Source organism: Amycolatopsis sp. NPDC059021, from assembly GCF_042739895.1.
GTDB lineage: Bacteria > Actinomycetota > Actinomycetes > Mycobacteriales > Pseudonocardiaceae > Amycolatopsis.
Genome location: NZ_JBHYIQ010000080.1, coordinates 13,088 through 40,054, shown reverse-complemented (window position 1 = coordinate 40,054; position 26,967 = coordinate 13,088). Strand labels below are relative to the sequence as shown.

Sequence of the window (26,967 nt, the reverse complement as noted above, 5' to 3'; positions counted from 1 at the left end):
TGCTGGTCGCCGGTTTCACCTGGCTCCTCCTCGCTGAGGTCCGTGTGGATCGCGAGCCACGGTATCGGTCGTCTCGCGACCGAGTAACGGCGAATCATTGTGAACTTGCCTGGATGTGCGGTACTTCATTGCGCCTTCGGGCCTAGTCGTGAGGATCCGTTCCGGTGGCCGCGGGCAGCAGCAGCGTGAACGTCGGCGGATCCGGCTTGCTCAGCCGCAACCGGCCGTCCTCGGCCTCGGCAAGGCTACGGGCCAGCCGCAGGCCGATCCCGTGCCCGGTGGCCTGGGTGTGATCCAGCGTGAACGGATCGGCCTCGCCGAGGTCCGGTCCCTCGTCGACGACGTCGATCGCCAGGGTGTCCCCGGCGTCGCGGGTCACCACGGTCACCGTGCCACTGCCGTGCGTGACGGCGTTGTCCACCAGCACGCTCAGCACCTGGCGGATCGCCGCGGCCGCCGCCCGCGCCGGCGGGGCGTCCTCGGTCCGGACCACCAGCTCGCGGCCCTGCCCGGCGAGCACGGGCTGCCACGTCTGCCGCAGCTCGCCGAGCAGCGTGTCCAGATCGAGCGCCGCCCGCGGCGCGCGGCTCTGCCGCGCCAGCGCGAGCAGATCCTCGATGGTGCGTTCGAGCCGGTCGACCGAACCGAGCCCGGCTTCGATCGCGCTGCGGGGATCCTGCCCCGGGTTCTCCAGCGCCGCTTCCAGCTGCAGGCGAAGCCCGGTCAGCGGGGTACGGAGCTGGTGGGAGGCGTCGGCGGAGAACGCTCGCTCCCGTTCCAGCGTCTCCCCGATCCGTTCGGCGGTGGTGTCGAGCGCCGAACCGACCTTGTCGATCTCGGGAATGCCAGGGCGAGGCGAGCGCACGGTGAAATCGCCGTCGCCGAGCCGTCCGGCCGCCGCGGCGAGCTCTTCGAGCGGCCGGGTCAGCCGGGCCGCGATCCACCGGGCCAGCAGCCAGCTCCCGGTGACCGCCAGCGCCGCGCAGCCCGCCATGGCCAGCCACGCCAGCGCGATCCGGTGGTTCAGTTCCGAACGGGGCAGCGCCGCCCGGACGACGCCGGTCAATCGCTCCCCGCTCAGCACCGGCACGGCGAGCACCTCGTCGTCCCCGATCGAGCCGTTGACCATGTCCTTGGTCGTCCCCGCGACCCTGCGGGTGACCTCGTCGGCGGGCGACGGGCCTCGTCCGGCCAGCAGCCTGCCGTCCGGGCCGTAGACCCCGACCTGGATCTGGGCCTCGGCCTCGTCGTCGCCGGGGCCGACCACCGGCGGCGGGACGGGCTGGCCGTTGGCGAGCGGTTTGGAAACGGCGACGGCGACGGCGTCGGCGGCCCGTTCCAGGTCGGCGACGGTGTCGTCGCCGAAGGTCTGCGCCGCGACGATGGCTAGGGGCAGGCCGAACAACGTGGTCGCCAGCACCGCCGCGAGGACGGTCAGCGTCACGATCCGACGGCGCACGCGTTACCCGTCCGCGGCGCCGGAATTCGCCGGATCCTCCAGCCGGTAGCCGTGCCCGCGCAGGGTGGCGATCCGGGGGATGAGCGCGGCGGGGACGCCGGTCGCGGCGAGTTTGCGGCGCAACGCGGCGATGTGCACGTCGAGCGTCTTCGTGGAGCCGTACCAGTGCGCGTCCCAGACCTCGGCCATCAGCGTTTCGCGGCTGACCGCCACACCCGGCTGCTCGGCGAGCCGGGCGAGCAGGTCGAACTCCTTGGCCCGCAGCACGAGTTCCTCGCCGGCGAGACTGACCCGGCGGCTGGCGGTGTCCACGAGCAGTTCGCCGACGCTGATCGGTGCCTTCTGCTGCTGCGGCACGGCGGTGCCGCGGCGCAGATGTGCCCGCAACCGCGCCAGCAGCTCGCCGAGCCGGATGGGCTTGGTGAGGTAGTCGTCCGCCCCGGCGTCCAGCCCGACGACCACGTCCATCTCGTCCTGACGGGCGGTGAGGATGACCAGTACCGCCGAGGGCAGGCACGCCCGGATCCTGCGGCAGGCCTCGACGCCGTCGAGGTCGGGGAGCCCGAGATCGAGCAGGACGAGGTCGATGTCGCCCGCTTCGGCCACCTTGAGCGCGCTGCGGCCGTCCCGCCGCCAATGCACCTGGTAACCGTGTAGTCGCAGGGTCGACTCGAGCACGCTGCCGATGGCCGCGTCGTCTTCCACCACCAGCAGGTTCGGCATGTTCGGCACTGTAACCAACGAAGGATGTCTCGCACTATGTGGGAATCGGCTAGGTGCAGGGTGCGCGTCCGTGATCTTCACCGGCCCGGTTTTCCTCCGTTTTTCCGCTTCGTTCTCTCCCGCCGGCACCGCCGTGGCGGGTGCCGGAAGCCCGCCACCACAGGGGCGGCGTCGCCGGTACCGGGCGCCGGTTGCGAACAATGTCACACCGGCGCTCGCCGAGGCCGTCGGACGGCCGCGGGTGCACAGCCAACCCGATAGCGCCGGGGTGGGCAAGTGTGCCGGATGCGCGTGTCAGGGGACACACAGTGCGGACGACGCGCTTTCGGGTCGCGCGCTTTCAGGCTGAAAAGTTTTCATGCGACATGCTTTTCAGGCGACGTGGTCGCGGTAGGCGGTGACGACGTCGGCGAGGACGTCGGCGCCGGGACGCCGCCACAGCTCGGCGTTGAAGACCTCGACCTCGATCGGACCGGTGTAGCCCGCCGCGTCCACGCAGGAACGCAGCCTGCGGTGCGGGATCGGCCCGTCGCCGGGCAGGGCGCGGCCGAGCAGGGGATCGGGCAGCGGGACGAGCTGGTCGCACACGTGGAAACCGGCGATGCGGCCCGCCGCCGCGGCGATCGACTCCTCGATCCGCGGGTCCCACCAGACGTGGAACTCGTCGACGATCACGCCCACCTGCTCGTGCGGATGCTCACGCGCGATCGCCAGCGCCTGGTCCACAGTGGACAGTACGGACCGTTCCGCGCACTGCATCGGGTGCAGCGGTTCCAGCCCCAGCCGGATACCGCGCTCCCCGGCGTAGGGGGCCAGTTCGCCCACCGCGTCGGCGACCCGCTGCCGCGAGGCCGCGAGCCCGTCGGCGCCGATTCCGCCGACCACCAGCACGAGCACGTCCGCTCCGAGCAACGCGGCTTCGTCGATCGCCTCCCGGGTCCGCGCCAGGCCGTCCACTTCGGACCCATCCGGCTCGATTCCGGTGAAAAACCCACCACGGCACAGGGAGGACACCCGGACGTCGTAGTCCTTGAGCAGCCGGGCCGCCCGGCAGGCGCCGACTTCGGCGACCTTGTCCCGCCACAGGCCGATCCAGCCCACTCCGGCCGCGGCACAGCCGGCCACCGCCTCCGGCAGGGTCCAGCTCTTGGTGGTGATCTGGTTGAGGCTCAACCGATCCATCCCGATTCCCGTCCGTTCCGGCGAAGTCGTCCCGGCAAAAGTCGTCTCGGCGGCAGGCGTCTCGATGAAAGGCACGGTCACCACAGGCCCGCGGCGGCGAGTAGCGGGCGCATCCTGGCCACGGCGAGATCGGGATCGACCAGGACGCCTGCGGTGTCCGCCAGCCGGAGCAACTGCGCCAGGTGAGTGATCGACCGCGCCGACTCGTGGCCGCCGACCATCCGGAAATGCCGCTGGTGCCCGTTCAGATAGGCGAGGAACACGACGCCGGTCTTGTAGTGGCGGGTCGGGGCCCGGAAGATCTCGCGGGCCAGCGCGACGGTCGGGTCGAGCAGGGCGTGGAATCCCGCGGTGTCCCCGGCGTCCAGCCGGGCGAGCGCGGCACCCGCCACCGGGGCGATCGGGTCGAAGATCCCCAGCAGTGCTTCGCTGTGGCTGTGCCCCTCGTGTCCGCTCGCGTCGCCCGAGATCAGCGCCGGGTAGTGGAAGTCGTCGCCGGTGTAGCAGGCGACGCCGTCGGGGAGTGACCGCCGGAACTCGATTTCGAGCTCGGCGTCCAGCACGGAAACCTTGACGCCGGCGACCACATCGCGATGCTCGGCGCACAGCGCGGCGAGTTCGCGGGCGGAGTCTCGCAGGTCGTCGTGGCCCCAATAGCCGGTCAGTGCGGGGTCGAACTGGGGGCCGAGCCAGTGCAGCATGACCGGGCCGGGCGCCGAGGAGAGCAGCTTGCCGTACGCGGCGCGGTAGTCGGCGGGGCCGTCCGCCGCCGCGGCGAGCGCCCGGCTGGCCATCACCACCGGCGTGGCGCCCGCGGTGACGACCAGGTCGAGCTGCTCCCGCCAGGCGTCCACCACGGCCGGAAGCCCGGCGGGGCCGGGCGGGAGCTGATCGGTGCCGGCACCGGCCACCCAGGCCCGCCCGGCCGCGATGTCCCCGGTCCGCTGCACGAGTTCCCGGGTGGCCGCCCAGTCCAGGCCCATCCCGCGCTGGGCGGTGTCCATCGCTTCGGCGACCCCGAGCCCGCACGACCAGAGGTACTCGCGGAAAGCGAGAGTGGCGTCCCAATCGAGCGCCGCTCCGGGGTGATTGTCCGGTTTCAGTGGATCGGCGACAACGTGCGCGGCCGCATAGGCCATTCGCGCGGACGGCGGTGTCGGAGGCGGTTTCGGCGGGGTTCGCCCGGAAGGTGACCAGTTCGCCGTCCCGGCGTCGGTGGGCAGCACGACCGCGGACATTCCGGTGGCCTCCGTCGATGTATGAAAAATCAACAGTTCCGTGGACGAGAAGTCGATTGTTGAAAGCGCTTTCTCAGTCACGGTAGGGCCGTTGCCGCAAAGCGACAAGGCCCTCCCGCTCAGCGGCGCGGCCGCCCGGTGCTCTCGCGGAGCATGACCTGACCCGACATTCGCACCACCCGGGGCCTGCCCGCGGAGGAACCCTTCAGTGCCAGATCCATGGCGCGTTCACCCAATTGCTCCAGAGGAAGCGCTACCGTGCTGAGCTTCGGAGTGAGGTCGCGGACGACCGGGATGTCGTTGAAACCGGCGACGGAAATGTCGTCCGGCGCCGACAGTCCGGCCTCGCGAAGCGCGGTCAGCGCGCCCATCGCCATGATGTCGGTGACCGCGAACACGCAGGTCGGCAGCTTCCGCTTCGAGCGAGCCAGCACGGTCCGCATGGCCTCGTAGCCGCCTTCCCTGGTGAAAGCGCCCTCGACCACGTCCTCCTCGTGCAGTGTGACGCCGAGTTCGGCCAGTGCGGTGGAAAACCCGCTCAGCCGGTCGAGCACGGTGGTCAGCTGCCGGGGGCCGGAAAGCACCGCGAAACGCCGATGTCCCATGCCGAACAAGGATTTCGCGAGTTCGGCCGCGCCACCGCGGTTGTCCGGCTGCACGGAGTCGATCTTGAGCCCGCGGTGTCTGCTGACGGCCGCGACCTGCCCGCCGCCACGGCGGTACGGCTCCAGTTCCGCTGCCATCGCACGTTCCCATGCACGGTCCTCGAACGCCGAGCCGATCAGCACGATCGCCGAAGCCCGCTGGGCCCGAAGCATCGACACGTAGGCAACCTCCCGGTCCGGGTCACGGAACGTTCCGGCCAGCATGACCAGCAGTCCGTTGTCGGTGGCGACACGCATCACGCCGCCGGCGATGGCGGAGAAATACGGATCGCTGACGTCGTGGCAGATCACGCCGACCGTGCGATGGGAGCCGCCTGCCAGCGCCTGCGCGTGAGCGTTGGGAGCGTATGCCAGCTCGGCCGCCGCCGAAACCACGCGATCGCGCAGGTCTGTGCGCACCGACGCGGTGCCGTTCAGAACTCGGGACGCGGTCGCGAGTGAAACATTCGCGCTGCGTGCCACGTCCTCGAGAGTGACGTGCGGCCGGGACTTCATGGGCTTCCTCCAAGGTTTTGGTTTCGCGGACCGGGTTTCCGGAGCTGCGGTTTCCCGGGCTCGGTGTTCTCGGGCCGGTGTTCTCGGGCATAGTGGCGCACATGATCGGTCTGTATCCGGAAATCGAACCCTACGATCGCGGGATGCTGCCGGTGGGTGATGGCAATGCAATCTACTGGGAGGAGTGCGGGAACCCGCAAGGGAAGCCGGTTGTGTTCCTGCATGGCGGACCCGGTAGTGGAGCGACGCCGCGCCACCGACGGCTTTTCGACCCCGCACGATATCGGATCGTGGTGTTCGATCAGCGTGGTTGCGGACGCAGTACTCCGCATTGCGGTAGTCCCGGCGTCGATCTCGCGGTAAACACCACCTGGCATCTGGTCGCCGATATCGAGCGGTTGCGTGGGGCACGGGGAATAGAACGGTGGTTGGTGTTCGGGGGTTCCTGGGGAAGCGTACTCGCTCTGGCGTATGCCGAAACTTACCCCGAACGAGTGACGGAACTGGTCCTGCGGGGTGTAGCGACGTTGCGCTCCAAGGAACTCCAATGGCTTTACGGCGGTGGCGCCGGATGCCTGTTTCCCGAGGCGTGGTCCCGCTTTCTCGAACCCGTCCCGCGACCGCGGCGGGACGGTGATCTGATCGAGGTCTACCACGAACTGCTGAACCATCCCGACCCCGACGTCCACCTGCCCGCCGCGATCGCGTGGAGCAGATGGGAGGGCGAGACGGTGAAGTTCGCGCCCCGCGCCGACGTCGTCGCCGCGTTCACCGATCCCCGCTTCGCGCTGGCGATCGCCCGGATCGAGAACCACTACTTCCGCAACGGCGGGTGGCTCGGCGAAGATCAACTGATCCGTGACGCCGGGAAGCTCGCCGGGATCCCGTGCGTTCTGGTCCAGGGACGCTACGACGTGGTCACCCCCGCCACCACCGCGTGGGAGCTCGCCCAGGTGCTGCCCGGTGCCGAGCTGATCATGATCGGGGACGCCGGGCACGCCTTCGACGAGCCGGGCACGCTCCGGGAGCTGGTCAGCGCGACCGACCGATTCGCGGCACGCTGGGCAGGGGAGGACCCGGCCGGAGCGTCGGGAACGACCGATGAACGCGAAAGGAACTGATTCATGCTTTTCGGTGACGAGCACGTCCGCCGCTACGAGGAGACCGACGGCGAGGTCGGGCACGACTGGGAGAAGGGCGCGCCGATCCTGGTGCTGACCACCAAGGGCCGCAAGACCGGTGAGGACCGCAAGTTCCCGCTGATCTACCAGGAGGTCGACGGCAACCACGTGATCGTCGCTTCGAAGGGCGGCGCGCCGAACCACCCTGGCTGGTACCTCAACCTGGTCGCGAACCCGGAGGTGAAGGTCCAGGTGAAGGCGGACCGTTTCACCGCGCGCGCCCGTACCGCCGAGGGCGAGGAGCGGGCCAAGCTCTGGGAGAGGCTGGCCGCGGTGTGGCCGGACTACAACGAGTACCAGAAGAAGACCGACCGGGAGATCCCCGTGGTGGTGCTCGAGCGCGTGTGATCCGGCGCGGGTGACGCGGCCCGGCCCGGGTGCCAGGGGACTGTGCGGGCTCGGCTTGCCTAAACACGGTGTGATCTCCGCCGCGTTCGGCGGCCGGACGGCGCCGCGCCGGGTGGTCGTCGGCTACGAATGACCACCATGGCCCTGCCGTATCGGACACGCGATCGCTGGACTCCGCTGGAAACCGGCGCCGAGCCGCTCACCCGGCGTCAGATGATGGCCTTCGGCCGGCGCTTCGCCCGCGCCGGCCGGGGGTTCTGGTACAGCCTCGCGATCGAGGTCATCTGGCGCTTCCTCGTGTTGTCCAGCCGGTTCCGGGTGCGCGGGGCCGAGCACATCCCGTCCACCGGCGGGGTGCTCGTGGCGTCCAATCACCTGTCGTTCGCCGATCCCACGACGGTGACCGCGTACTGCCTCGCCGCCGGCCGGGTGCCGCGTTACCTGGCGAAGGCCGATTTGTGGAATGTCCCGGTGGTCGGGGCGGTGATGCGGTCCGGGCGGCACATCCCGGTCTATCGGGGCGCGGCCACGGCGGTCGAGGCGTACCGGGACGCGGTGGCGGCGGTGCGTTCGGGCGAGTGCGTGGTCGTCTTCCCGGAGGCGACCTTCTCGTCGGACCCGGAGGGATGGCCCATGAAGGGCAAAACCGGCATCGCGCGGATCGCGCTGGAGACCGGTGCGCCGGTGATCCCGCTGGCCAACTGGGGAACCCATCACCTGCTGCCCGCGACGGCGCGGGTGCCGCGCGGCATTCCGCGCAAGACGATCGATCTCGTCGCCGGACCGCCGGTCGAGCTGTCCGACCTCGCGAGGCTGCCGCTCACCCGGGAGGTCCTCGACGAAGCCACCGCGCGGATCATGGCCGCCGTCACCGCGTTGCTCGGCGGGGTGCGGGGTGAGGTCCCGCCTGCTGCCTGAACTCGCGGTCCGAATCTGCGGCTTGAGCCTGCCGCGCCTCGTGCGGAGCGTCACCTGCCGGGTAACCCGGATGGGGGTAGGTTTCGGCTTATGAGTGCACATTTTGATGTCGTGGTGCTGGGCGCCGGGGTCGGGGGCTACGTGGCGGCGATCCGCGCTTCGCAGCTCGGGCTGACCGCCGCGGTGGTGGAGGAGAAATACTGGGGCGGGGTCTGCCTGAACGTCGGATGCATTCCGTCGAAGGCGCTGCTGCGCAACGCCGAGCTGGCGCACATTTTCACCCAGGAAGCCAAGTCGTACGGCATCCAGGCCGAGGGGCAGGTCCGGTTCGACTACACCGCCGCCTACGAGCGGAGCCGGAAGGTCGCGGACGGGCGCGTCAAGGGCGTGCACTTCCTGATGAAGAAGAACAAGATCACCGAGTACGACGGGCACGGCACCTTCGTCGACGCGAACACGATCGAGGTCAACGGTGAGCGGATCACCTTCGGCCACTGCGTGATCGCGACCGGTGCGACGGCGCGGTTGCTGCCGGGGACCTCGCGCAGTGACCGGGTCGTCACCTACGAACAGCAGATCCTGGAGAGCGAGCTGCCGGGCAGCATCGTGATCGCGGGTGCCGGCGCGATCGGTGTCGAGTTCGCCTACGTGCTGCACAACTACGGCGTCGATGTGACCATCGTGGAGTTCCTGGACCGCATGGTGCCGCTCGAGGACGCCGAGGTGTCGGCCGAACTCGCCCGGCGCTATCGCAAGCTCGGCATCAAGGTGCTGACCTCGACCAAGGTGGAGTCCATCGACGACTCCGGCGCCAAGGTGCGGGTGACGGTGTCGCAGAACGGGCAGCAGCAGGTGCTCGAAGCGGACAAGGTGCTGCAGGCGATCGGTTTCCAGCCGCGCGTCGAGGGCTACGGCCTGGAGAACACCGGCGTCGCGCTGACCGAGCGCGGTGCGATCGCCGCGGACGCCCGTGGCCGCACGAACGTGCCACACATCTTCGCGATCGGTGACGTGACGGCGAAGCTGATGCTCGCGCACGCGTCGGAATCCATGGGCGTGGTCGCGGCGGAGACCATCGCCGGCGCGGAGACCTTGGAACTCGACTTCGTGATGATCCCGCGCGCGACCTACTGCCAGCCGCAGATCGCCAGCTTCGGCTACACCGAAGCGCAGGCGCGGAAGCTCGGCTATGACGTCCAGGTGGCGAAGTTCCCGTTCAGTGCCAACGGAAAGGCGCACGGCCTCGGTGATGCCGTCGGGTTCGTGAAGATCCTGAGCGACGCCACCCACGGGGAGCTGCTCGGCGCGCACCTGATCGGTCCGGAGGTCACCGAACTGCTGCCGGAACTGACGCTGGCGCAGCAGTGGGATCTGACGGTGCACGAGGTCGGCCGCAATGTGCACGCGCACCCGACACTGGGCGAGGCGGTCAAGGAAGCGATCCACGGACTGGCCGGACACATGATCAATATGTGAGGTGGGCGAAGGGCTCGTCCCGGACCGGCGGCCACCGGCTCGGGGCGGGCCTTCGTGTCTGTTGTGGACGCCTGCTTTGTGGACACTTACTCGCGGTGGGGCCTCTGATCGTCTCCTTCCCACGAGCGCGTCAGCTCGAAAACGAGTTCGGGTCGCTCCCAGGTGATCTTCGGTGGTTTCGGCGGGACAGTGCCTACACGACGTGCTCCCATTCGTTCGTAGAAGGCCAGGGCGGGCGGGTGGGCGACGACGCGGACAGTGGTGAGGCCGAGGGTCTTGGCGTGCTCGAGCACGTGGGTCACCAGTTGTGCGCCCACACCGAGGCCCTGCGTGTCGTCGGCGACGAAAAGCAGGTCCAGTTCCGGGTTGCCGGTGAGCAGGGCGCCGAAGCCCACGATGTGGTCCGCGGCGGTCGCGACGAAGACCGGATGCGACCGCACGTACGCAGCCGTGACCGCATAGCCGTCGAGTATCGAGGCGTACTTGCCGCGATACGCCGACGACGCGTGCATGAGCGCGGTCAACGCTTCGGCCTGCTCGGGCATGGCTCTGCTGACGGTGGTGCCGTCGGTCCGGATCTTCTCCATGGCCGAGACGCTAACGGCGGGGACCGACAATCCCACATGGACGTGTCGGCCGTGCCGCCGCTGACTCGCGACCGCGGATGTCCACCTCAGCCTTCGTCGTCCGGTGGTTCCTCCTCTCGGGGCTCGTGCAACGACGGCGGCTCACTGAAGTACAGGTGGTCGGCCGGGGTCCTGATGGTCAGGGTTCCGTCGTCGTCCAGCTGGTAGACCCAGCCGGGTTCGTCCTTGAGATGGTGGTGGTTTCCGCAGTAGGCGGCCAGCGAACGGCTGCTCGTGGGGCCGCCGTGCTGCCAGGGCACCGCATGGTCGAGCTCGCCGGCCTGCGCGGGCCGGCAGCAGCCCGGCTGACGGCATTCGCGGTCCCGTACCCGGACGAACTCGTCCAAGGCCGCTGTCGGCCGGTAGCGGGTGCGGCCGAGGTCGAGGACCTGGCCGGTGGCCGGATCGGTGAGAATCCGCCGGAGCACCGTGTCCGGGCCCGCGACGATCCGCCGCGCCACCTCGGCGGGAACAGGCCCGTGTCCGGCGAGTTCGGCCGGATTGTCGTTCAACCGCAGGAAAGTGTTCATGTCGAGGTACAGGAAGACCTCGGCGCGAGGGGGACCGCCGTGGTGGCCGCCGAGCAGGAGGTCGACGGCGACGTCGGCACGCAGTTGGTCGAGGGTCCGGGGATCGTCACGGGTCTTCAACGCTCTCGCCGCGCGGTCGATGCGGGCATAGGCCGCCGCGGCCTTTTCGACGGGAGCCTTTTCGAGGACCAGATCCGCGATGCCCGCCTCACGATGGTGCAGCTTCAAGCGTCGTTCCCGGAGCTTTTGCTCGGCGCGCCGGGCGCCTCCCTCGGGATCGGCCTTCAACGCCGCGTAGGCCGCGGCCCGGCGTACCTGCACCGCGTTCTTCCCCGGCAGCCGCGAGGCCAGTACTTCGTCGACCTCACGGGCCTTTTCGTCGGAGAGCCAGGCAGTGGCTTCGACTACTTTCCTGGCACGGTACAGATCGAGCTGACCGCGCTCCATGAGTTCCAGGGTGCGGGGCAGCCGGGTGGTGAGCGCCTGCGCCGCGTCCACGACCTTGCCCGCGTGTTTTTCCGTGAGGCACAAGGCCAGCGCCACTTCGGCGCGGGTACTTCGAGGATTTCTTCTTCGCCGTTCGAGCGTGGCCATGCAGCGCACCTGCATCGCCTGCAGCCGCGCCATTTCGCTTTCGGCACCGCGCATGACGCGGACCACCGCGTGGTCCGGCATGCGCTCGACCTGGCGCGCCGACACGCGTAGCGCGCGTGTCGTGCCCAGTATTCCGTGGATCACCTCCTGGGTGTTGCGGTCGATCAGGTCGCTGAGAAGGTCGGTTGCGTTCATGCCAGGGACGGTACCGAGAGCCACCGACAAAAAGCGCTCGGTGAGGACGGGGCCCGCGCGAGTGTCCAGGTATACGCGCAGAAATTGATCCCGATGACGGCAGACGCGGCGGACACGGCAGACGCAGCGGGTGTGGCGGACACGGCAGACGCAGCGGGTGTGGCGGACACGGCGGGCGTGGCCGGTATGGCCCGTGTCACGGCGCTCCCGGGCTTGACCTCCAGTTAGCTGGAGACATGAGGCTGGGACGAGACAGCCGATGAGCAAGCGGAGGAACCATGAAAGCGGCGGCGTTCACCGAAATCGGTGACCCGGAGGTACTTCGTCCGATGGAATTGGACGACCCCCATGCCGGACCCGGCCAGGTCCGGGTGCGGGTCAGGGCCGCGGGGGTCCAGCCCTTCGACGCGGCCGTGCGGGCCGGGTGGGAACCCGCCGGGGCCGAACTGCGCTGGCCGCGCGTGGTGGGCAATGAATTCGCCGGTGTCGTCGACGAAGTGGGCGACGGCGTGACCAAGGTTGGCCTGGGAATGGAAGTCCTGGGCTTCACAGTGCTGGGCGCCTACGCCGAATACGTCGTCGTGCCCGCGGACAACGTCACCGCGAAGCCCGCCGAAATGCCGTGGGAGGTGGCGGGCGGGTTCACCGCGGGCACGCAGACGGCCACCATCGCGCTCGACAATCTCGGGGTCGGCGAAGGCGACACGGTGCTCGTCCACGCGGCGGCCGGGTCGGTGGGCACGGCCGCGGTCCAGCTCGCCGCGCTGCGCGGGGCCACCGTTCTCGGCACCGCGAGCGCGGTCAACCAGGACTACGTCCGTTCGCTCGGCGCCACGCCGCTCGTCTACGGCGAAGGCCTGATCGACCGGATCCGTGCCGCCGCGCCCGGCGGTGTGGACGCGGTCATCGACGGCGCGGGTGGTGACGCGCTCGACGTCTCACTCGAGCTCGTCGAGAATCGCGATCGCATTCTCACCCTCGTGGAGCACGACAAGGCGGCGGACCTGGGTGTCCGGCTCACCGCCGGGACCCGGTCCGCCGAGCGGCTGGCCGGCCTCGCCGCGCTCCATGCCAAGGGGGACTTGAAGTTCCACGTGCGCCGCACCTACCCGTACACGGAAGCCGCGCAGGCGCATCGGGAGATCGAAACGGGCCACGGACGCGGGAAGATCGTGCTCACGTTCCCCGTCTGACCCTGCCTCGCTTGATTCTGGCGAGTACCCCGCGGATCAGCAGCGGCGCCGCGATCGCGGTCAGCAGCACCAGTGCCGCCCAGCCGCCGAAGCCGCCGATCCCGCCGTGTTCGTACGCGGCGGGATCGGCCTCGCGCCAGTTCTTCGAGCCGCCGTTGGCCAGCTCGGTGTCCGGGTCCGCGGTCGCCGTCGCCGTCCCGGCGTTCGAGGGGCCGGCATCGGTAGTGGCGGTGCCCGGGGCCTTGGCCGTGCCCTTGGTCAACTTGTCGACACCGCCCAGCTTTTCGAACGGATCCGGCGGACTCGACGCGCCCGCACCCAGGCTGCCGTGGAACGTCGGGTTCGCGCAGTTGCCCGCGTTCAGCTGCTTGGCGGGCTGACCGGTCAGCCGCGCGTTCGAGTTCATCATCTCCTGTGAGAGGTTCGGCGGCAGCGGGGAGTACCCGATCCGCGCCATGTTGCTCTGCCCGTCGCAGGCGATGTGCTCCAGGAACGCGGTGATGGTCGTGGTCTTTCCCGGATCGTCGTAGCCGCCGCGGCACGTGTCGCGGCCGGTGGTGCACGGCATCATGATGTACGAATACGCCGAGATGGGGTACGTCTTGGGATCCCGGTTCGCGTACACGCCGTCGAGTTTCTGGCTCAGGTCCGGCCGGAGTTCCGCCTTCGTCAGCGCCGCGGCGATGTTCTCCGCGTACGGCTTGGTGTACTGCCCGCTCTCGTTCTCGACCCACACCGTCGGCGCGCCGTACCGCAGTGCGTAGGCGAATTCGTCGTAGCCGATGGAGAACGGGACGTTCCCGGTCGCCACCGCCGTCGCGATCTGCTCCGAATCGCCGAACAGCTTGTACCAGGCGGAGTCGGGACCGGAGGTGGGTAGCTGGATCGGCCGCACCCCCGGTGGCAGGGCCCCCATCCCGTTCGTGGCGTTGCGGGACACGAAGGCCTGGTACGGGCCGGGGGCGGTCTGCGCGATGAAGTCGTAGAACAACGCCGTCGTCCCCGACTGCCCGGTGCGGCCCAGCAGCGTGATCGGCTGATCCGGCAGGGCTTTCCCGCCGTTGGTGGCGGTGATCGCCGGATCGTTCCACCGGGTGATGTCGCGGCTGAAGATGCGGCCGATCGTCTGCCGGGTCAGGTGCAGGTAGTCGACCTTCTGGCCGCCAGCGTCGGTGACGTTGTACATCACCGCGACCGCGCCCGCGACGTCCGGGACGTACTGGTACCCGCGTTGCTGCGCCGACTGCCCGCCCGCACCGGCCGCGGTGAGCGAAGTGACCTCGGCTTCGGTCCCGGCGAAGTCGACGGTGCGGTCGCCGTACTGGTTGACGCCGCTGGGTGAGCTGAACGCGCTGTAGTTGACCTGGATTCCGCGGGAACCGGCGCCGTTCTGCCAGTCGTTCATCGCCGGGCCGACATAGCTGGAGCCGGAGCCGGTGAGCGCGACGGCGGCCGACGCGCCGGGAGCGGTGGCGAGCTGCGCGCCGAGCAGCAGCGCGAGGACACCTCCCAGCGCGCCCGGCTTTCGTACCGGGAAAGTCCTCATCCGAACCGCCCGTTGACGTAGTCGTGGGTCCGCTCGTCCTCGGGTGAGCCGAAGATCCGCTCGGTCGGCCCGTGTTCGATGACGCGCCCCGGTTCGTTCTCCTCGGCGAGGAAGAACGCGCAGTGGTCCGAAACCCGTTGTGCCTGCTGCATGTTGTGCGTGACGATCACGACCGTCACCTCGTGCCCGATCTCGGCGATGGTCTGCTCGATCCGCCGGGTCGAGGTCGGGTCGAGCGCCGAACAGGGCTCGTCCATCAACAGCACGTTCGGCCGCACCGCGAGCGACCGCGCGATGCACAGCCGCTGTTGCTGGCCGCCGGAAAGCGCGCCGCCGGGCGAACCGAGCCGGTCCCGCACCTCGCGCCACAGGCCCGCGCGCTCGAGACTCTGCTCGACCAGCGCGTCCTTGTCGTCACAGCGCACCCCGGCCAGCTTCAGCCCGGCGAGCACGTTGTCGCGAATGGACATAGCGGGGAACGGGTTCGGCTTCTGGAACACCATCCCGATCCGCAGCCGAACCTGCTGGGCCCGGGTGCCCTCGGCGTAGATGTCCTGGCCGTCGAGCAGCACTTCGCCGGACAGGCTGGCCGAGGGCACCAGTTCGTGCATCCGGTTGAGGATGCGCAGGAATGTCGACTTCCCGCAGCCGGACGGTCCGATCAGCGCGGTCACCTCCCGCGCCGGCATGCGCAGCGACACCCCCTCGAGCACGAGCCGATCCCCGAACCAGGCACCGACCTCGCGGGCTTCGAGCTCCGCCGCGCCCGGTGGCGGGCCACCGGTCAGCGTCACCTCTCGCGTGCGCGGTATCTCCACAGTGGACATTTCGGTAGCAGGTGTTGCGACGGTGTCGGTCACCGGTTCTCCCGTGCGGTCTGTGCTGAAGCCGGAGCGGTTTTCGGGGTGGCGCGGCGTGCTCGCCGCTTCGACCGGTCCCGGCCGACCAGCCGGGCGAGGGCGAACAACGCGAAGATGAGCAGGATCAGGACCAGCGCGCCGACGTAGCCACGTTGCTGGACATTGCTCAGCGGTTGCTTGACGTAGTGGTAGACGAACAGGGGGATGCTCTCCTGCGGGTCGGAGAACGGGTTGGCGTTCATGCTGATCGAGCCGAAGGAGGTGAACAGCAGCGGGGCGGTTTCCCCGGCGACCCGCGCGATGCCGAGGATCACCGCGGTGGTCACCCCGGTCCGCGCGGTCGGCAGCACCACCGACCACACCGTCCGCGCCCGGCTCGCGCCGAGCGCCAGCGACGCCTCGCGGAGGCCGTCCGGCACGAGGCGGAGGACGACGTCGACGGTGCGGGTCACCGTGGGCAGCATGACCATGGTGAGCGCGAACGTCGCCATCAGGCCGTTGTAGCTGAACAATCCCACCCCGGCCTGGATACCCGGGATGATCAGCGCCGCGTACACGAACAGACCGGCCACAATGGACGGTAGTCCGCTCATCGCGTCCACCATGATCCGGACGGGACGGCGGAACCGGGACCGGGTCTCGTTGAGGAAGATCGCGGTGAGCAGCCCGAGCGGGACGACGAACACGAGCGTCAGCGCAGTCTGTTCCAGCGTCCCGACGATCGCGTGCAGCCCACCGGTGGCCGACACCGGATCGGTCGGTCCGACAGCGGACATGTCGTGCGTGAAGAAACCCCAGCGCAGGTACGGCGCGCCCGCGAAAACGATGTAACCGAGCAGGAGCAGCAGCGGTATCAGCAGCCCCAGCGCACCGGTGACGACGATCGTCGAGACGAGCCGGTCGGCGGCGGCGAGCTTGCCGAGGCGGTCCCGCGTGACCACGTACAGCATGCCCAGGTAAAGCACGTACGCGACGAGCAGGTCGGCGGGCCAGCCGGGCGAAGTCAGCAGCAGGTGCATGACGAACCAGGTCAGCAGAGTCGCGGAAACCGCGCAGCCGAGCGCGGCCAGGCGGTCGGCCGGGGTCGTCGAGGACGGACGTCGTTTCAGCAGCGGACGCTGCCGGACGGCCGGGGGCCTCGGCACGGTCATGGTCATGCGTCGACCCCCGCTCCGGACCGGCTGCGCGAGATGATCACCGACGCGGTGAAGTTCGTCGCGAGGGTGAACACGAACAGCACCAGCCCCGCCGCCATCAGCCCGCTCAGCGCCAGCCCCGAGGCACCGGAGTTGTTGGCGATGTACCCCGAGATCGTCGAACCGCCGAACTGGAGGATGTGCGTGGTGATCTCCGGAACCTGCGGCAGCAGCAGGGAAACCGCGATGGTCTCGCCGAGCGCGCGGCCCAGCCCGAGCATCGAGCCGCCGATGATCCCGCCGCGGCCGAAGGGCAGCATGACCGTCCGCACCATGCCCCAGCGGGTGCTGCCCAGCGCCAGCGCGGCCTCCTTCTCCCCTGGCGGGGTTTGCGCGAACACCTCGCGGATCACCGACGTCGTGATGGGCAGCACCATCAGGGAAACGATCAGCCCGGCGATGAACATCGAGTTGATGAACAACGCGTTGTCCTTGTGCGCGAACAACGGGAACCAGCCGAAGTTGTCGGTGAGCCACTGCGACACCGGCGCGATCTTCGGCCCGACGAAGCTGAATCCCCACAGGCCGTAGAGCAGGCTGGGAATGGCGGCGAGCAGGTCGACCAGCCCGGTGAGGAAACCACGCAGCCGTCCGCTGGAGTACTCGGTGATGTACAGCGCGGCGAGCACGCTCAGCGGCACCGCGATGCCGATCGCGATGAGCGCGACGACGACGGTCCCGTAGAGCAGGCCGAGCACGCCGAGCACCCCGCTCGCCGCGTCGAACCGGATCGTGGTGAAGAAGCCGAACCCGCTGGTGCCGAACGCCGGGCCGGCGCGGTAGATCAGGAAGAACCCGATGACGACGAGGATCGCCAGCATGGCGAGTCCGGCGCCGGTGGTCACCCGGCGGAACGCGCGGTCGGCCCGGGAGAGGACTTCGGTCACGAGCCGCCGCTGTGGCGGACCGGGCCGGGGGAGCGCGACGGTCACGTGCTGCCTTTCCTTGGTACGGGCGGGGATTCGCCGGGCAGGGGGCAGCGCGACACGGCCGGTTCCCCTCGGCCCGGCCAGTATGTGCGGCCGCGTGGCGCCGAAGGTGTCCGCGCGGGAAACGCCCGACGGGGCGCCGGTGAATCACCGCCGCCCGCCCGCTCCGGGCCGTTGACCGGACGCGTCCCGCCGGGGACGTTGGGGCTCGGCAGGCCTCGTACCGGGGCGTGCCCCTGTCCCATGTGCTCGGGAGTGTTCGTGTTCTTCGCCCTCGCAAGACGTGTCGGTGTCGTACTCGCCTGTGGTGTCCTGGCGGTGCTGGGCGTACTCGCCGTTCCCGCGGCCGGTGCGGCGGATCAGCCGCTACCGCCCTACAAGCTCAAGACGGAACCCGCGTCACTGGCGGTGCTGCAGGACGGCGACCCGTTGCGGGTCACCCTGTCCGGCCTGCCCTCGGGGGCGTCGGCGAAGCTGTATTTGTGCCCGAAGGATCTGCGGGACAATCTGCTCAAGCAGGCGGGTGTCGTCGGCGGTGTCCCGCAGTGGGCTCCCGAGCACGCTTTGCTGCCGCGTGTGCGTGCCTACTGCAACGGGCCGTTCGGCGACGAGCTGACCGGCCGGCCGGCGGGCGCGCACCAGATGCCGCGGGCGAGGAGCGCGACGACCGGCGAGATCGTGTTCGACACCGCGGTGCCGCGCGGGCGGGCCACACCGCACCCCGTTCTCATGGACCCGGACTACACCACGCTCGACCCGAGCCGCGTCTTTCCCTGGCCCAACAACCCGGTCGTCTCGGTCGACCCGCAGGGCGCCAAGATCCGGCAGCGGCAGTTCTCCTACGCGTGCGACGAGAACCATCCCTGCATGCTCGCGGTGGAGATCACCGTGGGCGCGACTTCGTGGATCGACGACTCGCTGTCGTTCGCGCCCGCCGCGCCCGGCCTCACCGTGCGGGGGTGCGGCGGGATCGGGCAGGCTTCGATCAACGCGAGTATTCCGCAGCGGTTCGGCCGCACCGGTGTGGCCTGGAACCAGGCGCTGTGCGCGCCGACGAAGAGCGACCAGCCTGCCAACCTCGTCAGCGAAACCGAGGACGTCGGCCTCAAATCCTTCGACACCGGGGATTCGGACGTCATGGTGACCGGATCCGGGGGCTCGCTGGCGGCGCAGACCGTCCGTGCCCGTGAATACGTTCCGGCCGGCCTCAACGCCGTGGTCCTCGCCGCGGTGGGGTGGGCGCCGACGGACAAGAACGACTACGGCGGGTCGCTGGGCTCACGGGTCACCGACTCCCTGTCGTTCACCTTCGGCGAACTGGCGAACATGCTGACCAAGGGCGGCGAGTTGCCGGACGCCGGCGGCCGCGGCGGGATCTTCAAGGACGGATCGCCGCTGGTGACCCGGAATCCGGCCCTGGGCAAGATCACCGGCAAGACCGACACCCCCAACCTCAACCCGGTCGCCAGGGCGGGTGCGTTCGACTCGAACAACGGCTTCTTCGGTGTCACCGGTGAAGCGGGCAAGGGAACGGTGCCCTTCGCGCTCAGCACGCTGCTGGCGAAGACTGGCGCGAGCGAGTGGGTGTTCCCGGACCTGGGGGCCGAGTACTACGGCCCGCTCAGCGGGAAGTCTCCCGGGGTGATCGCCGAACTCGGTGCGCTGGATCCCGGCAGGTACCAGCGGCACAACGTCGACGCCAAGGTGGGGCAGTTCGCGGTGCGCAAGGTCGTGGACAACGTCACGGTGGGTACCGGAAGCGACTGTGATAACGGCTGCTTGAACTGGGTGGTCACGGATCTGGCGACGGCGAGGGCCTACGGCTGGACACCGGTGGCGCTGCCGGACGGTAAGGGAGGCTATGTCGCTCCGACGAAGGAGAGCCTGCAAGCCGCCGCGGCGACGATGAAGCCGGGCGCGGACGGCACGCTGCAGCCGGGAACGGCCTCCGGAGCCGGGGCCTACCCGCTGACCTTCGCCGAATACCTCACGGTTCCGGTCAATCCGCTCATCGACGCGAACTGCCGGCCGCAACAGGCGAAGCAGCAACAGCTCAAGACGTTCGCCCAGATGGTGGTGAACGGCGGGCAGAGCGCTCTCGCACCGGGACTGGCTCCGTTGACCCCGGAGCTGGCGGGGGCCGCCGCCGACCGGGTGGCGAGGATCGGCACCGGCACCGTCGACGCGGCCTGCAAGGAGAAGGAGGAGGCGAAGAATCCGCCGCCACCAGGAGCTGCGAGCCTTGGCTCCGGCGGGACGCCCGCCGCGGCCAATGCCGTCAACGCGGCGACGTCGAGCGGCACGCCGATGGCGGTTCCGGAGAAGACGGCCGCGCCGACCCACGACAGTGTGCAGGCGGCGAAGAACCTCGCCGACTCGATGAGGATCCCGGCCTTCCTCGGCGCGGGTGTGCTCGGCGCGCTGATTCCCTTGCTGGCCTTGGTGATTCTCGCTGCGCTTCCTTCGGGGACGGCGTATGTGACGGCCGGACGGCCCGTTCCGCCGTGGCTCAGCAGAGCGTCCGCGGCGGTCGCGAACGTGGTTTCCGGTCTGGTCGCACGGATCCGGGGGCAGCGCGGATGAGCACCGACCTCGTGGGCAGGCACGCCGCACCCGACGATGCTCCGGAAAACGGTCCCGAAAACGCCGAAAATCCCGGAAACGCCGGAGAGTCGCAGCCGCTCGCCGTCGAAGCGCACCCGGCGGGCCAGTTCCTCCGGATCACGCCCGGCTGGGTCGCGGCGACGGTGTTCGCCTGGCTGGTCACCACGGTCGTGGCGTTGTCACTGGTCGTCTACGCGCTCGGGCCGATGCTGCAGGCTAGTGATCAGCGGGACGCGCTGAGCCGGATCCGCATCGAAATGGACCGGGCCTACGGGGCGAGCCAGAGCCTGTTCGGCCCGCAGCCCGCGGCCAGGCCGGCCGAATTCGGCGCGCCGGTCGCGGTGCTGGAGATCCCGAAGCTGAAACTCCAGCAGGTCGTCCTGGAGGGTGTCGCCAGCGGCGAGACCGCGTCTGGTCCGGGCCACGTGCCGGGGACCGCGGGGCTGGGGCAGCCGGGGAACGCCGCGGTCGCAGGCCGGTACTCGGGATACGGCGCACCGTTCGGATCGTTGTCCACACTCGTGAACGGCGACGAGATCGTGGTCGCGACCACCCAGGGCCGGTCGGTCTACCGGGTCACCGAAACCGCGGCGCGGCCGCTCGACGAGACGGCGGACTACGGAAAGACGGACAACGACCGGCTCACCCTCGTGACCTCGTCGTCGTGGTGGCCGCTGGCTTCGCGGAACGCGACGGTGGTGACCGCCGTGCTGGAAGGAAAGCCGTTCCGCCCGGCACCGCAGAACGGCAGGGCGGACGCGCAGGACGGCCGGACCGGCGACGGCGGCGCGTGGACCGGTCTGGTGCTGGCCTTCGGCGGGTTCGTCGTGGCGGCGGCGGGCGCGACCGTCCTCTATCGGCGATGGCGGCCGGTGTCCACATATGTGATCACCGGTCCGGTGCTGGTGACGTTGTCGGCGTTGGCCGCGCTCGCGTTGTGGCGGTTGTTCCCGGCCTGGGCCTGAGGCGGGGTACCGGCGGCGTATCCGCATCCGCGTCGCTGGTACCGGCAGCGCTCGTACCGACACCCGCTTCGTGCCTCCCTCGCGTACGAATCCGTTCCATCAAGTGGACGCAGCGGCGTTCCCGACTTTGGTGGGTGGCACGGCGGCCGGTCGCTCCTTAGATTCTCTTCACTACACCCGGTCAGGGGTCACCCAATTGAGTTAACGTCATTAACGACCGCTTCGGGTGTCACGTCATCATCAGCGTGCGTCGGGGCGCGCTACGACAGGGAGAAATCCATGGTGAGATTCAACCGGGTCGCCGCATACTCGGTTCCGGTGACGGTCGGCGCGCTCCTGCTGTCCGGCGCCGCGGCGGTCGCGCAGCCCTCGGCCGCCGATACCGCCACCGCACGGACCCAGGCGGGGATCAGCGCGCTGCAGAGCATCAAGAAGTCGCTCACGCCGGCGGAAGCCAAGCAGGCCAGTCAGCTCGTCGTCGAGAAGCGGCTGCGTGCCGACAAGGGCCTCGCCGCGAAGCTGCCCGACTACCGCTCCGGGGTCGCCGTGAGCGACAAGGGCTCCGTTGCGGTCGACATCTGGGGCAAGGACCAGAAGGTGGCCGACGCGGTGCGGGCCGCGGGCGGCACCGTGCGCCACGCCTCCGGTGGCGCCGTCCGCGCGGATCTGCCGCTGGCCGCGGTCGACGCGATCGCCGGCCGCGCGGACGTCAGCTCGGTCAAGCCCGCCGCGCAGGCGATGACGTGGAAGGAAAACGCCGACTCCGCCGGTGCCGCCGCGCGCAAGCAGCTGGCAGGCAAGGCGGTCGCCGCGACGCAGGTGTCCGAGGGGGACAAGACGCACGGCGCCGACACGGCCCGCACGAAGTACGGCGTCAACGGTTCCGGCATCAAGGTGTGCGTGCTCTCGGACGGCGTCGACTCGCTGTCGAAGTCGCAGACCGCGGGCGAGCTGCCCGACGTCGATGTCCTGGCGGGCCAGAAGGGCAGCGGCGACGAGGGCACCGCGATGCTCGAGATCGTCCACGACCTCGCCCCGAACGCGGCGCTCGGCTTCGCCACCGCGTTCACCAGCGAGCAGAGCTTCGCCGACAACATCCGCGCGCTGCGGAACACCGGCAAGTGCACCGTGATCGTCGACGACGTCTCCTACTTCGACGAGTCGCCGTTCCAGGACGGCCCGGTCGCGCAGGCCGTCAACGACGTGACCGCGGCGGGCGCGCTGTACTTCTCCTCCGCCGGGAACTCGGGCAACCTGACCGACGGCACGAGCGGCTACTACGAGGGCGACTTCCGCGGCGCCTCGACCACCATCCCCGGCATCACCGGAACCCCGCACAACTTCGACCCGAACGGCACGCAGGTCTTCGACGCGCTCTCGGCCGGCTCGCTCGGCAAGCCGGTCACGCTGTTCTGGTCCGACCCGTGGGGCAAGGCGACCAGCGACTACGACCTGTTCATCCTGAACTCCTCCGGCAGTGTCGTCGCCTCCAGCGAGAACCCGCAGAACGGCACGCAGAACCCGTACGAGATCGCCTCGGTGCCGAGCAGCGGCTCCGGCTACAAGGTGGCCGTCGTCAAGTACTCCGGTGAGGACCGGTTCATCGCGCTCAACGTGATCCGCGGCCGGTTCGTCGCTTCCGGTTCGCTCAAGGCGTTCAGCACCGCGGGCGTCACCTCGGGCCACTCGGCGGCCAAGGACGCCTTCAGCGTCGCGGCGGCCCCGGCGGCCACCGCGTTCGGCCGTCCGCTGGAGCAGGGCGACCCGGCCAACCCGGCGGGCCCGTACCCCGGCCTGTTCACCGCGAGCAGCAAGTGGGAGCGGTTCAGCTCCGACGGTCAGCGGCACCTGTTCTACAACGCCGACGGCACCGCGATCACCCCGGGCAACGTGTCCTCGACCGGTGGCGCCACCCGCGCCAAGCCGGACATCACCGCGGCCGACGGCGTCGCGACGTCCGTGAGCGGCTTCCAGCCGTTCTACGGCACTTCGGCGGCGGCCCCGCACGCGGCGGCCATCGCGGCGCTGCTGCTCTCCGGCAAGCCGACCGCCACCCCGGCGGAGATCCGTACCGCGCTCCAGTCCAGCGCGATCGACCTCGGCGCGCCCGGGTTCGACGCGGTCACCGGCAAGGGCGTCATCATGGCAGGCCCGGCATTGGCCGCGCTTGGCGTGCCCGCCAAGCAGTAAGCACCCACCCGGCCCGTCGCGGAAGCGGCGGCCACGACGAACAACGGCCCGGCGCGGGGAACGCGCCGGGCCGTTGTCCCGTTACCGGGGATTCAGCCGGTGATTCAGGCCTTGACGCAGGTCAGGTCGCCGGTGCCGGTGATCGTCTTGAAGCCGTACTGCTTGATGATGCCGGCGAGCTTGCCACCACACAGCGGGCTGGCGGTCGCCGCGGTGTCGCCGGCGTCGAAGGCGACGGCGCGCTTCGCCTGGCCGTACCGCGGGGTGCGGGTGTCCAGGACGTAGTAGACGATCCGCGAACCCAGGAACGAGTCGGCGAACGCGGGCTGGTAGCTGCCGGCGGAACCGGACACCAGCGCCCCGTCGGAGCCGGCGCCGGTGAGGCCGTTGGCGGTGAATCCGGCGCGCTTGTCGCCGGTGACACCGTTGCCCTGGGCGACCCACTGCGCGATCGAGAACGGCGCGATCGCGTTGTTCCGGTCGCCGGCCGCGATCGACGACGCGTCGTTCTCCTGGAAGCGCTTGACGGTGACCGGCTTGGTGGTCGGGTCGAAGCCGAGCACGGTGGTGGTGAAGAAGCTCAGGGTGCCCGAGCCGGGCTGCGGCAGGTACACCTTGATGTCGGCGGTGGCGCCGCCGACCTGGTTCCAGTTGGTGATGGAGCCGTCGTAGATGCCGCGCAGCTGCGCGAGCGTCAGGGTCAGGCCCGCACCCGAACCGGTCGCGGACGAGGACCAGGTGACACCGTCGCGGCCGAAGCCGTAGTACTCGAAGGACGCCGGGTCGTTGCTGCCACGGCCGGAGGAGGACCGGGCGATCTCGTACTTGCCGTCGCCCGCGGCCGCCGAGGCGTTGAGGGCGGCCTTGCCCGCCGACGAACCGTCCGGCGGCGGGTTGCCGGCGTTGTAGGTGGTGCCCGGCGACCACGGGTCGGCGGGCACGGTGAACGAGCCGCTCGCGGGGAGCACCGGCGGGATGTTCACGTAGTTGTCGGGGTCGCTGTTCCAGGTCGCCGTGTTGGCGTTGGCGAAGATCGCGCCGGTGACGTCGAAGATGGTGTCCGAGCCCGCGGCGGGGATGACCTCCGCGAGGCCGTTGGCGGCCGGGACGGCGGCGGCCGTCCCGGTCATGACCAGACAGGCGCCTGCCGCGGCCGCGGTCACGCCGAGAAGCCGGGTAATACGAGCACGCATTGTGTCAGCACTCTTTCTGCTAGTCCCCATGACGTCACGGGATCCCGTGACAGGTCTCATCTCCTCGTACCGGACTGACCGGATCGGGTGCTCCGCGTTCCCGCCCGACGGCCTGGTGGTTAACCGGCGGGAAACGTACTTTCCGTGATTGTCGATCACCGATTCCGGCGTTCGGAATTCTCTCGGGAATTCATGCGGTACTTCTTGCGCCAGTCGGTGATCGTCTCTATTCGGCCGTCGGTCGTCGCTTCCCCCGTGGCGGTGCGAAATCGATCGAGCCCGCGTTGCGCCTCGATTCTGCGGCCATATGCGTGTGCTGCCACGGCGACGGCTTCCGTGCCGTTGCGCAATCGCCAGCGCCACCGGCCGCCGCCCGCGTGGCCGAATTCCGCGGTCAGATCGTCCAGATGGGCGCCGAGCCAGGAAATCGAAGCGAGGCAGTCCTCCGTTCGGTGGTAATCGAGCGCGCTCGTGCCGAGTGAGGTGTTGTTTCCGCCCAGCAGGCGCCAGCGGAGTGTTTCGGAACCGGTCTGGACGAGTTGGAATCGTGGTTTCTTCCCCCGGGACACACCTTGGTGATCGGTGAATAACCGAGGGGGTTACCGGTTCCGGTGAAGGCCCGACGGCGTGGCGGTGAACATCCCGTTCGGGACTGGACACGCTACTCCGAACGGCTGCGGGCAATCGGCGCGTGGCGGCGAACGGTCAGCAAGCGCTTTCTCAGCGTGGCCCCTGGCGGCCCCGGCGCCACGGCTCCGCGATGGCACCGGATACGGTGGTGCCGCGGGTGTGTGACGACGAATCCGGTACACGGCAAGGAGGACGACGGATGGGGATCGCGGTGGTCACCGGGGCGGGCTCCGGGCTGGGGCGGGAGATCGCCCGCGCGCTGCTGGCCGACGGGTATCAGGTCGCGCTCGCCGGGCGCCGGGCAGGCGCGCTGGACGAGACCGCCGATGGGCACGACGCGGCCATGGCCGTGCCCACCGACGTCGCCGACCCCGCCGCGGTGGACGCCTTGTTCGCCGCGGTCCGCGACCGCTGGGGCAGGCTCGACCTGCTGGTGAACAACGCGGGCATGGCGCTCGGCGGCACCGTCGACGAGCTGTCGGTCGAGGACTGGCGCCGCTGCGTGGACACCAACCTCACCGGGATGTTCCTGTGCGCGCGGCAGGCCGTGCGGCTGATGAAGGCGCAGGACCCCCGCGGCGGCCGGATCATCAACAACGGCTCCATCTCGGCGCATTCGCCGCGTCCGGCGAGCGTGGCCTACACGGCGACCAAGCACGCGATCACCGGGCTGACCCGGTCGATCTCGCTGGACGGCAGGGCCTGGAATGTCGCGTGTGGACAGATCGACATCGGCAACGCGACCAGCGAGATGACCGAGCGGATGGCGGCGGGGGTGCCCCAGGCGGACGGCCGGATCGCCGTCGAGCCCACCTTCGACGCGCGGCACGTCGCCGACGCCGTCCGCTACATGGCCGCGCTGCCGCTCGACGCGAACGTGCAGTTCCTGACCATCACCGCGACGACGATGCCGTTCATCGGCCGCGGCTGAGTCCTGTGAAAAGCTGAGCCCGCGGGAACCGCCGGGCGTCACGGGATGACGCCGTCCTTGCGGAACTGGTCGAACAGCCGGAAGAACATCTCCTCGGTGGACACGTACTCGTGGAATCCGTGGCGGCGGGATTTCGACGTGTCCGCGAAGACGTCGTAGTCCCACGAGAACACGAAGTCGGCGAACCGCCACGACGCCGAAACATCCGCGTAGGACGCCTCGAGCCCGTGCTTGTCCGCCATCGATGTCCACAATGGAGCTTTGTCCGCCATCACGACCTCGAGCGACATCGGCAGCGGTGGCGCGGTTTCGAGACCGAAGTAGCCCGCGATCTTCGGCCACAGCTCGCTCCAGCGGAACAGGTCGCCGTTGGCGATGTTGAACGCCTCGTTGCCCGTTCGGTCATCGGTGGCTGCCCAAACGGTCGCCTTCGCGAGCAGGCCGGAGTCGGTCACCTCCAGCAGGCTGTCGTAGGCGCCGGGTTTCCCGGGAAAGCGCAGCGGCAGGCCGAGTTCCTTCGAGATCGACGCGTAGACCGCGATGACCAGCGCCAGGTTCATCGGGTTGCCCAGCGCCGTCCCGCCGACCACCGAGGGCCGGATCGCCGACCACGTCCACGCCTTGCCCGCCTGACGGCGTTCCAGGAACTGCTGCTGGTCCACATTGAACTCGGGCGGCATGTGCCCGGCGTCGGTTTCGCGTGCCGGGGTCTTGAACGGGCCGAGGTGTGCGCCGTAGACCTTGTAGCCCTGCATCAGGCTGACGTGCCGCAGGCCGGGGGCGGCGGGCTCGACGGCGTCGACGAGGTTGGTCAGCATCCCGAGGTTGGGCGGCACGAGTTCGGCCCAGGTCGGCTTGTCCTGGTACGCCGCGTAGAACACGTGCGTGACGTCGGTCAGCTCGCCGAGCTTGGCCTGTGTGTCAGCGGGGTCGAGCAGATCGACGGCGATGTGGCGGGTTTTCCCGTCGCCCGGCCGGCGGGACAGGCCGACGACGTCCCAGTCTTCCTGCCGCGCGAGGTGGTCGACGAGGGTCCGGCCGATGATCCCGTTCGCCCCGGCGACCAGGGCGAGGTTGCGTGCTGTGCTCATACTTCGATC

At 69.7% G+C, this 26,967-nt stretch carries 24 protein-coding genes; 10 read left to right on the top strand and 14 right to left on the bottom strand.

The window, feature by feature from the left end; all coding sequences use genetic code 11:
- Positions 1–142: 142 nt before the first annotated feature.
- The 5 genes from ACFWX1_RS35165 to ACFWX1_RS35145 all read right to left on the bottom strand — a co-directional run bounded on the left by ACFWX1_RS35165 (position 143) and on the right by ACFWX1_RS35145 (position 5,762).
- Complete coding sequence (locus ACFWX1_RS35165) at positions 143–1,459, bottom strand: sensor histidine kinase (protein WP_378394104.1); 1,317 nt, start codon at positions 1,457–1,459, stop codon at positions 143–145.
- Between the two features lie 3 nt (positions 1,460–1,462).
- Positions 1,463–2,182, bottom strand: a complete 720-nt coding sequence (locus ACFWX1_RS35160; RefSeq protein ID WP_378394103.1) for a response regulator transcription factor — start codon at positions 2,180–2,182, stop codon at positions 1,463–1,465.
- 372 nt (positions 2,183–2,554) lie between these two features.
- Positions 2,555–3,364, bottom strand: a complete 810-nt coding sequence (locus tag ACFWX1_RS35155) for a sugar phosphate isomerase/epimerase family protein (protein WP_378394102.1) — start codon at positions 3,362–3,364, stop codon at positions 2,555–2,557.
- 77 nt (positions 3,365–3,441) lie between these two features.
- Positions 3,442–4,602 carry a DUF993 family protein gene (locus tag ACFWX1_RS35150; protein WP_378394101.1) on the bottom strand — a complete coding sequence of 387 codons (1,161 nt, stop codon included), beginning with the start codon at positions 4,600–4,602 and terminating at the stop codon, positions 3,442–3,444.
- Between the two features lie 119 nt (positions 4,603–4,721).
- On the bottom strand, positions 4,722–5,762 hold the full coding sequence (locus tag ACFWX1_RS35145) for a LacI family DNA-binding transcriptional regulator (RefSeq protein WP_378394100.1): 1,041 nt from the start codon (positions 5,760–5,762) through the stop codon (positions 4,722–4,724).
- 101 nt (positions 5,763–5,863) lie between these two features.
- On the opposite strand from ACFWX1_RS35145, the gene pip reads away from it, so the two are divergent.
- The 5 genes from pip (at position 5,864) to lpdA (ending at position 9,685) form a co-directional block, all read left to right on the top strand.
- Positions 5,864–6,883, top strand: coding sequence for a prolyl aminopeptidase (gene pip / locus ACFWX1_RS35140; RefSeq protein ID WP_378394099.1), 1,020 nt, complete (start codon positions 5,864–5,866; stop codon positions 6,881–6,883).
- A gap of 3 nt (positions 6,884–6,886) precedes the next feature.
- Positions 6,887–7,291, top strand: coding sequence for a nitroreductase family deazaflavin-dependent oxidoreductase (locus ACFWX1_RS35135; RefSeq protein ID WP_378394098.1), 405 nt, complete (start codon positions 6,887–6,889; stop codon positions 7,289–7,291).
- Between the two features lie 10 nt (positions 7,292–7,301).
- A complete protein-coding gene (locus tag ACFWX1_RS35130) occupies positions 7,302–7,424 on the top strand; it encodes a hypothetical protein (protein ID WP_378394096.1) in 123 nt (40 codons plus the stop codon).
- Positions 7,421–8,209, top strand: a complete 789-nt coding sequence (locus tag ACFWX1_RS35125) for a lysophospholipid acyltransferase family protein (RefSeq protein ID WP_378394095.1) — start codon at positions 7,421–7,423, stop codon at positions 8,207–8,209. The genes ACFWX1_RS35130 and ACFWX1_RS35125 overlap by 4 nt, the downstream gene beginning before the upstream one ends.
- A gap of 90 nt (positions 8,210–8,299) precedes the next feature.
- Entirely contained in the window at positions 8,300–9,685 is a 1,386-nt protein-coding gene (gene lpdA, locus ACFWX1_RS35120) for a dihydrolipoyl dehydrogenase (RefSeq protein ID WP_378394094.1), read from the top strand.
- 86 nt (positions 9,686–9,771) lie between these two features.
- Here the strand turns inward: lpdA and ACFWX1_RS35115 are convergent, their stop codons facing one another.
- Both ACFWX1_RS35115 and ACFWX1_RS35110 read right to left on the bottom strand, forming a co-directional pair.
- Positions 9,772–10,272 (bottom strand): GNAT family N-acetyltransferase, encoded by a 501-nt coding sequence (locus tag ACFWX1_RS35115; RefSeq protein ID WP_378394093.1) that lies wholly within the window; start codon positions 10,270–10,272, stop codon positions 9,772–9,774.
- Positions 10,273–10,358: 86 nt separating this feature from the next.
- On the bottom strand, positions 10,359–11,630 hold the full coding sequence (locus tag ACFWX1_RS35110) for a DUF222 domain-containing protein (protein WP_378394092.1): 1,272 nt from the start codon (positions 11,628–11,630) through the stop codon (positions 10,359–10,361).
- Between the two features lie 278 nt (positions 11,631–11,908).
- On the opposite strand from ACFWX1_RS35110, the gene ACFWX1_RS35105 reads away from it, so the two are divergent.
- Positions 11,909–12,823, top strand: coding sequence for an NADP-dependent oxidoreductase (locus ACFWX1_RS35105; RefSeq protein ID WP_378394091.1), 915 nt, complete (start codon positions 11,909–11,911; stop codon positions 12,821–12,823).
- Here the strand turns inward: ACFWX1_RS35105 and ACFWX1_RS35100 are convergent.
- Genes ACFWX1_RS35100 through pstC form a run of 4 tightly spaced genes read right to left on the bottom strand, consistent with a single transcriptional unit; the run spans position 12,807 to position 17,357 of the window.
- A complete protein-coding gene (locus tag ACFWX1_RS35100) occupies positions 12,807–14,369 on the bottom strand; it encodes a substrate-binding domain-containing protein (protein ID WP_378394090.1) in 1,563 nt (520 codons plus the stop codon). The genes ACFWX1_RS35105 and ACFWX1_RS35100 overlap by 17 nt on opposite strands.
- Complete coding sequence (locus ACFWX1_RS35095) at positions 14,366–15,196, bottom strand: phosphate ABC transporter ATP-binding protein (RefSeq protein WP_378394116.1); 831 nt, start codon at positions 15,194–15,196, stop codon at positions 14,366–14,368. Before ACFWX1_RS35095 ends, ACFWX1_RS35100 begins: the two co-directional genes overlap by 4 nt.
- Positions 15,197–15,225: 29 nt before the next feature.
- Positions 15,226–16,386 carry a phosphate ABC transporter permease PstA gene (gene pstA / locus ACFWX1_RS35090; RefSeq protein WP_378394089.1) on the bottom strand — a complete coding sequence of 387 codons (1,161 nt, stop codon included), beginning with the start codon at positions 16,384–16,386 and terminating at the stop codon, positions 15,226–15,228.
- Positions 16,383–17,357: a phosphate ABC transporter permease subunit PstC gene (pstC, locus tag ACFWX1_RS35085; RefSeq protein WP_378394088.1), complete on the bottom strand. Its 975-nt coding sequence runs from the start codon at positions 17,355–17,357 to the stop codon at positions 16,383–16,385. The genes pstA and pstC overlap by 4 nt, the downstream gene beginning before the upstream one ends.
- Positions 17,358–17,615: 258 nt before the next feature.
- Between pstC and ACFWX1_RS35080 the strand changes: the two genes are divergently transcribed.
- The 3 genes from ACFWX1_RS35080 (at position 17,616) to ACFWX1_RS35070 (ending at position 23,113) form a co-directional block, all read left to right on the top strand.
- Positions 17,616–19,937 carry a hypothetical protein gene (locus tag ACFWX1_RS35080; RefSeq protein ID WP_378394087.1) on the top strand — a complete coding sequence of 774 codons (2,322 nt, stop codon included), beginning with the start codon at positions 17,616–17,618 and terminating at the stop codon, positions 19,935–19,937.
- On the top strand, positions 19,934–20,923 hold the full coding sequence (locus tag ACFWX1_RS35075) for a sortase (RefSeq protein WP_378394086.1): 990 nt from the start codon (positions 19,934–19,936) through the stop codon (positions 20,921–20,923). The genes ACFWX1_RS35080 and ACFWX1_RS35075 overlap by 4 nt, the downstream gene beginning before the upstream one ends.
- A gap of 279 nt (positions 20,924–21,202) precedes the next feature.
- On the top strand, positions 21,203–23,113 hold the full coding sequence (locus tag ACFWX1_RS35070; protein ID WP_378394085.1) for a S8 family serine peptidase: 1,911 nt from the start codon (positions 21,203–21,205) through the stop codon (positions 23,111–23,113).
- Positions 23,114–23,217: 104 nt separating this feature from the next.
- On the opposite strand, the gene ACFWX1_RS35065 is transcribed toward ACFWX1_RS35070, so the two are convergent.
- Both ACFWX1_RS35065 and ACFWX1_RS35060 read right to left on the bottom strand, forming a co-directional pair.
- A complete protein-coding gene (locus ACFWX1_RS35065) occupies positions 23,218–24,306 on the bottom strand; it encodes a substrate-binding domain-containing protein (RefSeq protein WP_378394084.1) in 1,089 nt (362 codons plus the stop codon).
- A 155-nt stretch (positions 24,307–24,461) separates the two neighbouring features.
- Entirely contained in the window at positions 24,462–24,875 is a 414-nt protein-coding gene (locus tag ACFWX1_RS35060) for a DUF1508 domain-containing protein (RefSeq protein WP_378394082.1), read from the bottom strand.
- Positions 24,876–25,135: 260 nt separating this feature from the next.
- Here ACFWX1_RS35060 and ACFWX1_RS35055 point away from each other — a divergent pair, with 260 nt between their 5' ends.
- A complete protein-coding gene (locus ACFWX1_RS35055; protein WP_378394081.1) occupies positions 25,136–25,867 on the top strand; it encodes an SDR family oxidoreductase in 732 nt (243 codons plus the stop codon).
- A 38-nt stretch (positions 25,868–25,905) separates the two neighbouring features.
- On the opposite strand, the gene ACFWX1_RS35050 is transcribed toward ACFWX1_RS35055, so the two are convergent.
- Complete coding sequence (locus ACFWX1_RS35050; RefSeq protein ID WP_378394080.1) at positions 25,906–26,958, bottom strand: SDR family oxidoreductase; 1,053 nt, start codon at positions 26,956–26,958, stop codon at positions 25,906–25,908.
- Positions 26,959–26,967: the final 9 nt, after the last annotated feature.

Excerpts from the sequence above, each read along its gene's own strand:
- ACFWX1_RS35160 (WP_378394103.1), bottom strand. The coding sequence starts at position 2,182 with ATGCCGAACCTGCTGGTGGTGGAAGACGACGCGGCCATCGGCAGCGTG.
- ACFWX1_RS35155 (WP_378394102.1), bottom strand. The coding sequence starts at position 3,364 with ATGGATCGGTTGAGCCTCAACCAGATCACCACCAAGAGCTGGACCCTG.
- ACFWX1_RS35150 (WP_378394101.1), bottom strand. The coding sequence starts at position 4,602 with ATGTCCGCGGTCGTGCTGCCCACCGACGCCGGGACGGCGAACTGGTCA.
- ACFWX1_RS35145 (WP_378394100.1), bottom strand. The coding sequence starts at position 5,762 with ATGAAGTCCCGGCCGCACGTCACTCTCGAGGACGTGGCACGCAGCGCG.
- pip (WP_378394099.1), top strand. The coding sequence starts at position 5,864 with ATGATCGGTCTGTATCCGGAAATCGAACCCTACGATCGCGGGATGCTG.
- ACFWX1_RS35135 (WP_378394098.1), top strand. The coding sequence starts at position 6,887 with ATGCTTTTCGGTGACGAGCACGTCCGCCGCTACGAGGAGACCGACGGC.
- ACFWX1_RS35125 (WP_378394095.1), top strand. The coding sequence starts at position 7,421 with ATGACCACCATGGCCCTGCCGTATCGGACACGCGATCGCTGGACTCCG.
- lpdA (WP_378394094.1), top strand. The coding sequence starts at position 8,300 with ATGAGTGCACATTTTGATGTCGTGGTGCTGGGCGCCGGGGTCGGGGGC.
- ACFWX1_RS35115 (WP_378394093.1), bottom strand. The coding sequence starts at position 10,272 with ATGGAGAAGATCCGGACCGACGGCACCACCGTCAGCAGAGCCATGCCC.
- ACFWX1_RS35110 (WP_378394092.1), bottom strand. The coding sequence starts at position 11,630 with ATGAACGCAACCGACCTTCTCAGCGACCTGATCGACCGCAACACCCAG.
- ACFWX1_RS35105 (WP_378394091.1), top strand. The coding sequence starts at position 11,909 with ATGAAAGCGGCGGCGTTCACCGAAATCGGTGACCCGGAGGTACTTCGT.
- ACFWX1_RS35100 (WP_378394090.1), bottom strand. The coding sequence starts at position 14,369 with ATGAGGACTTTCCCGGTACGAAAGCCGGGCGCGCTGGGAGGTGTCCTC.
- ACFWX1_RS35095 (WP_378394116.1), bottom strand. The coding sequence starts at position 15,196 with ATGTCCACTGTGGAGATACCGCGCACGCGAGAGGTGACGCTGACCGGT.
- pstA (WP_378394089.1), bottom strand. The coding sequence starts at position 16,386 with ATGACCATGACCGTGCCGAGGCCCCCGGCCGTCCGGCAGCGTCCGCTG.
- ACFWX1_RS35075 (WP_378394086.1), top strand. The coding sequence starts at position 19,934 with ATGAGCACCGACCTCGTGGGCAGGCACGCCGCACCCGACGATGCTCCG.
- ACFWX1_RS35070 (WP_378394085.1), top strand. The coding sequence starts at position 21,203 with ATGGTGAGATTCAACCGGGTCGCCGCATACTCGGTTCCGGTGACGGTC.
- ACFWX1_RS35065 (WP_378394084.1), bottom strand. The coding sequence starts at position 24,306 with ATGCGTGCTCGTATTACCCGGCTTCTCGGCGTGACCGCGGCCGCGGCA.
- ACFWX1_RS35055 (WP_378394081.1), top strand. The coding sequence starts at position 25,136 with ATGGGGATCGCGGTGGTCACCGGGGCGGGCTCCGGGCTGGGGCGGGAG.
- ACFWX1_RS35050 (WP_378394080.1), bottom strand. The coding sequence starts at position 26,958 with ATGAGCACAGCACGCAACCTCGCCCTGGTCGCCGGGGCGAACGGGATC.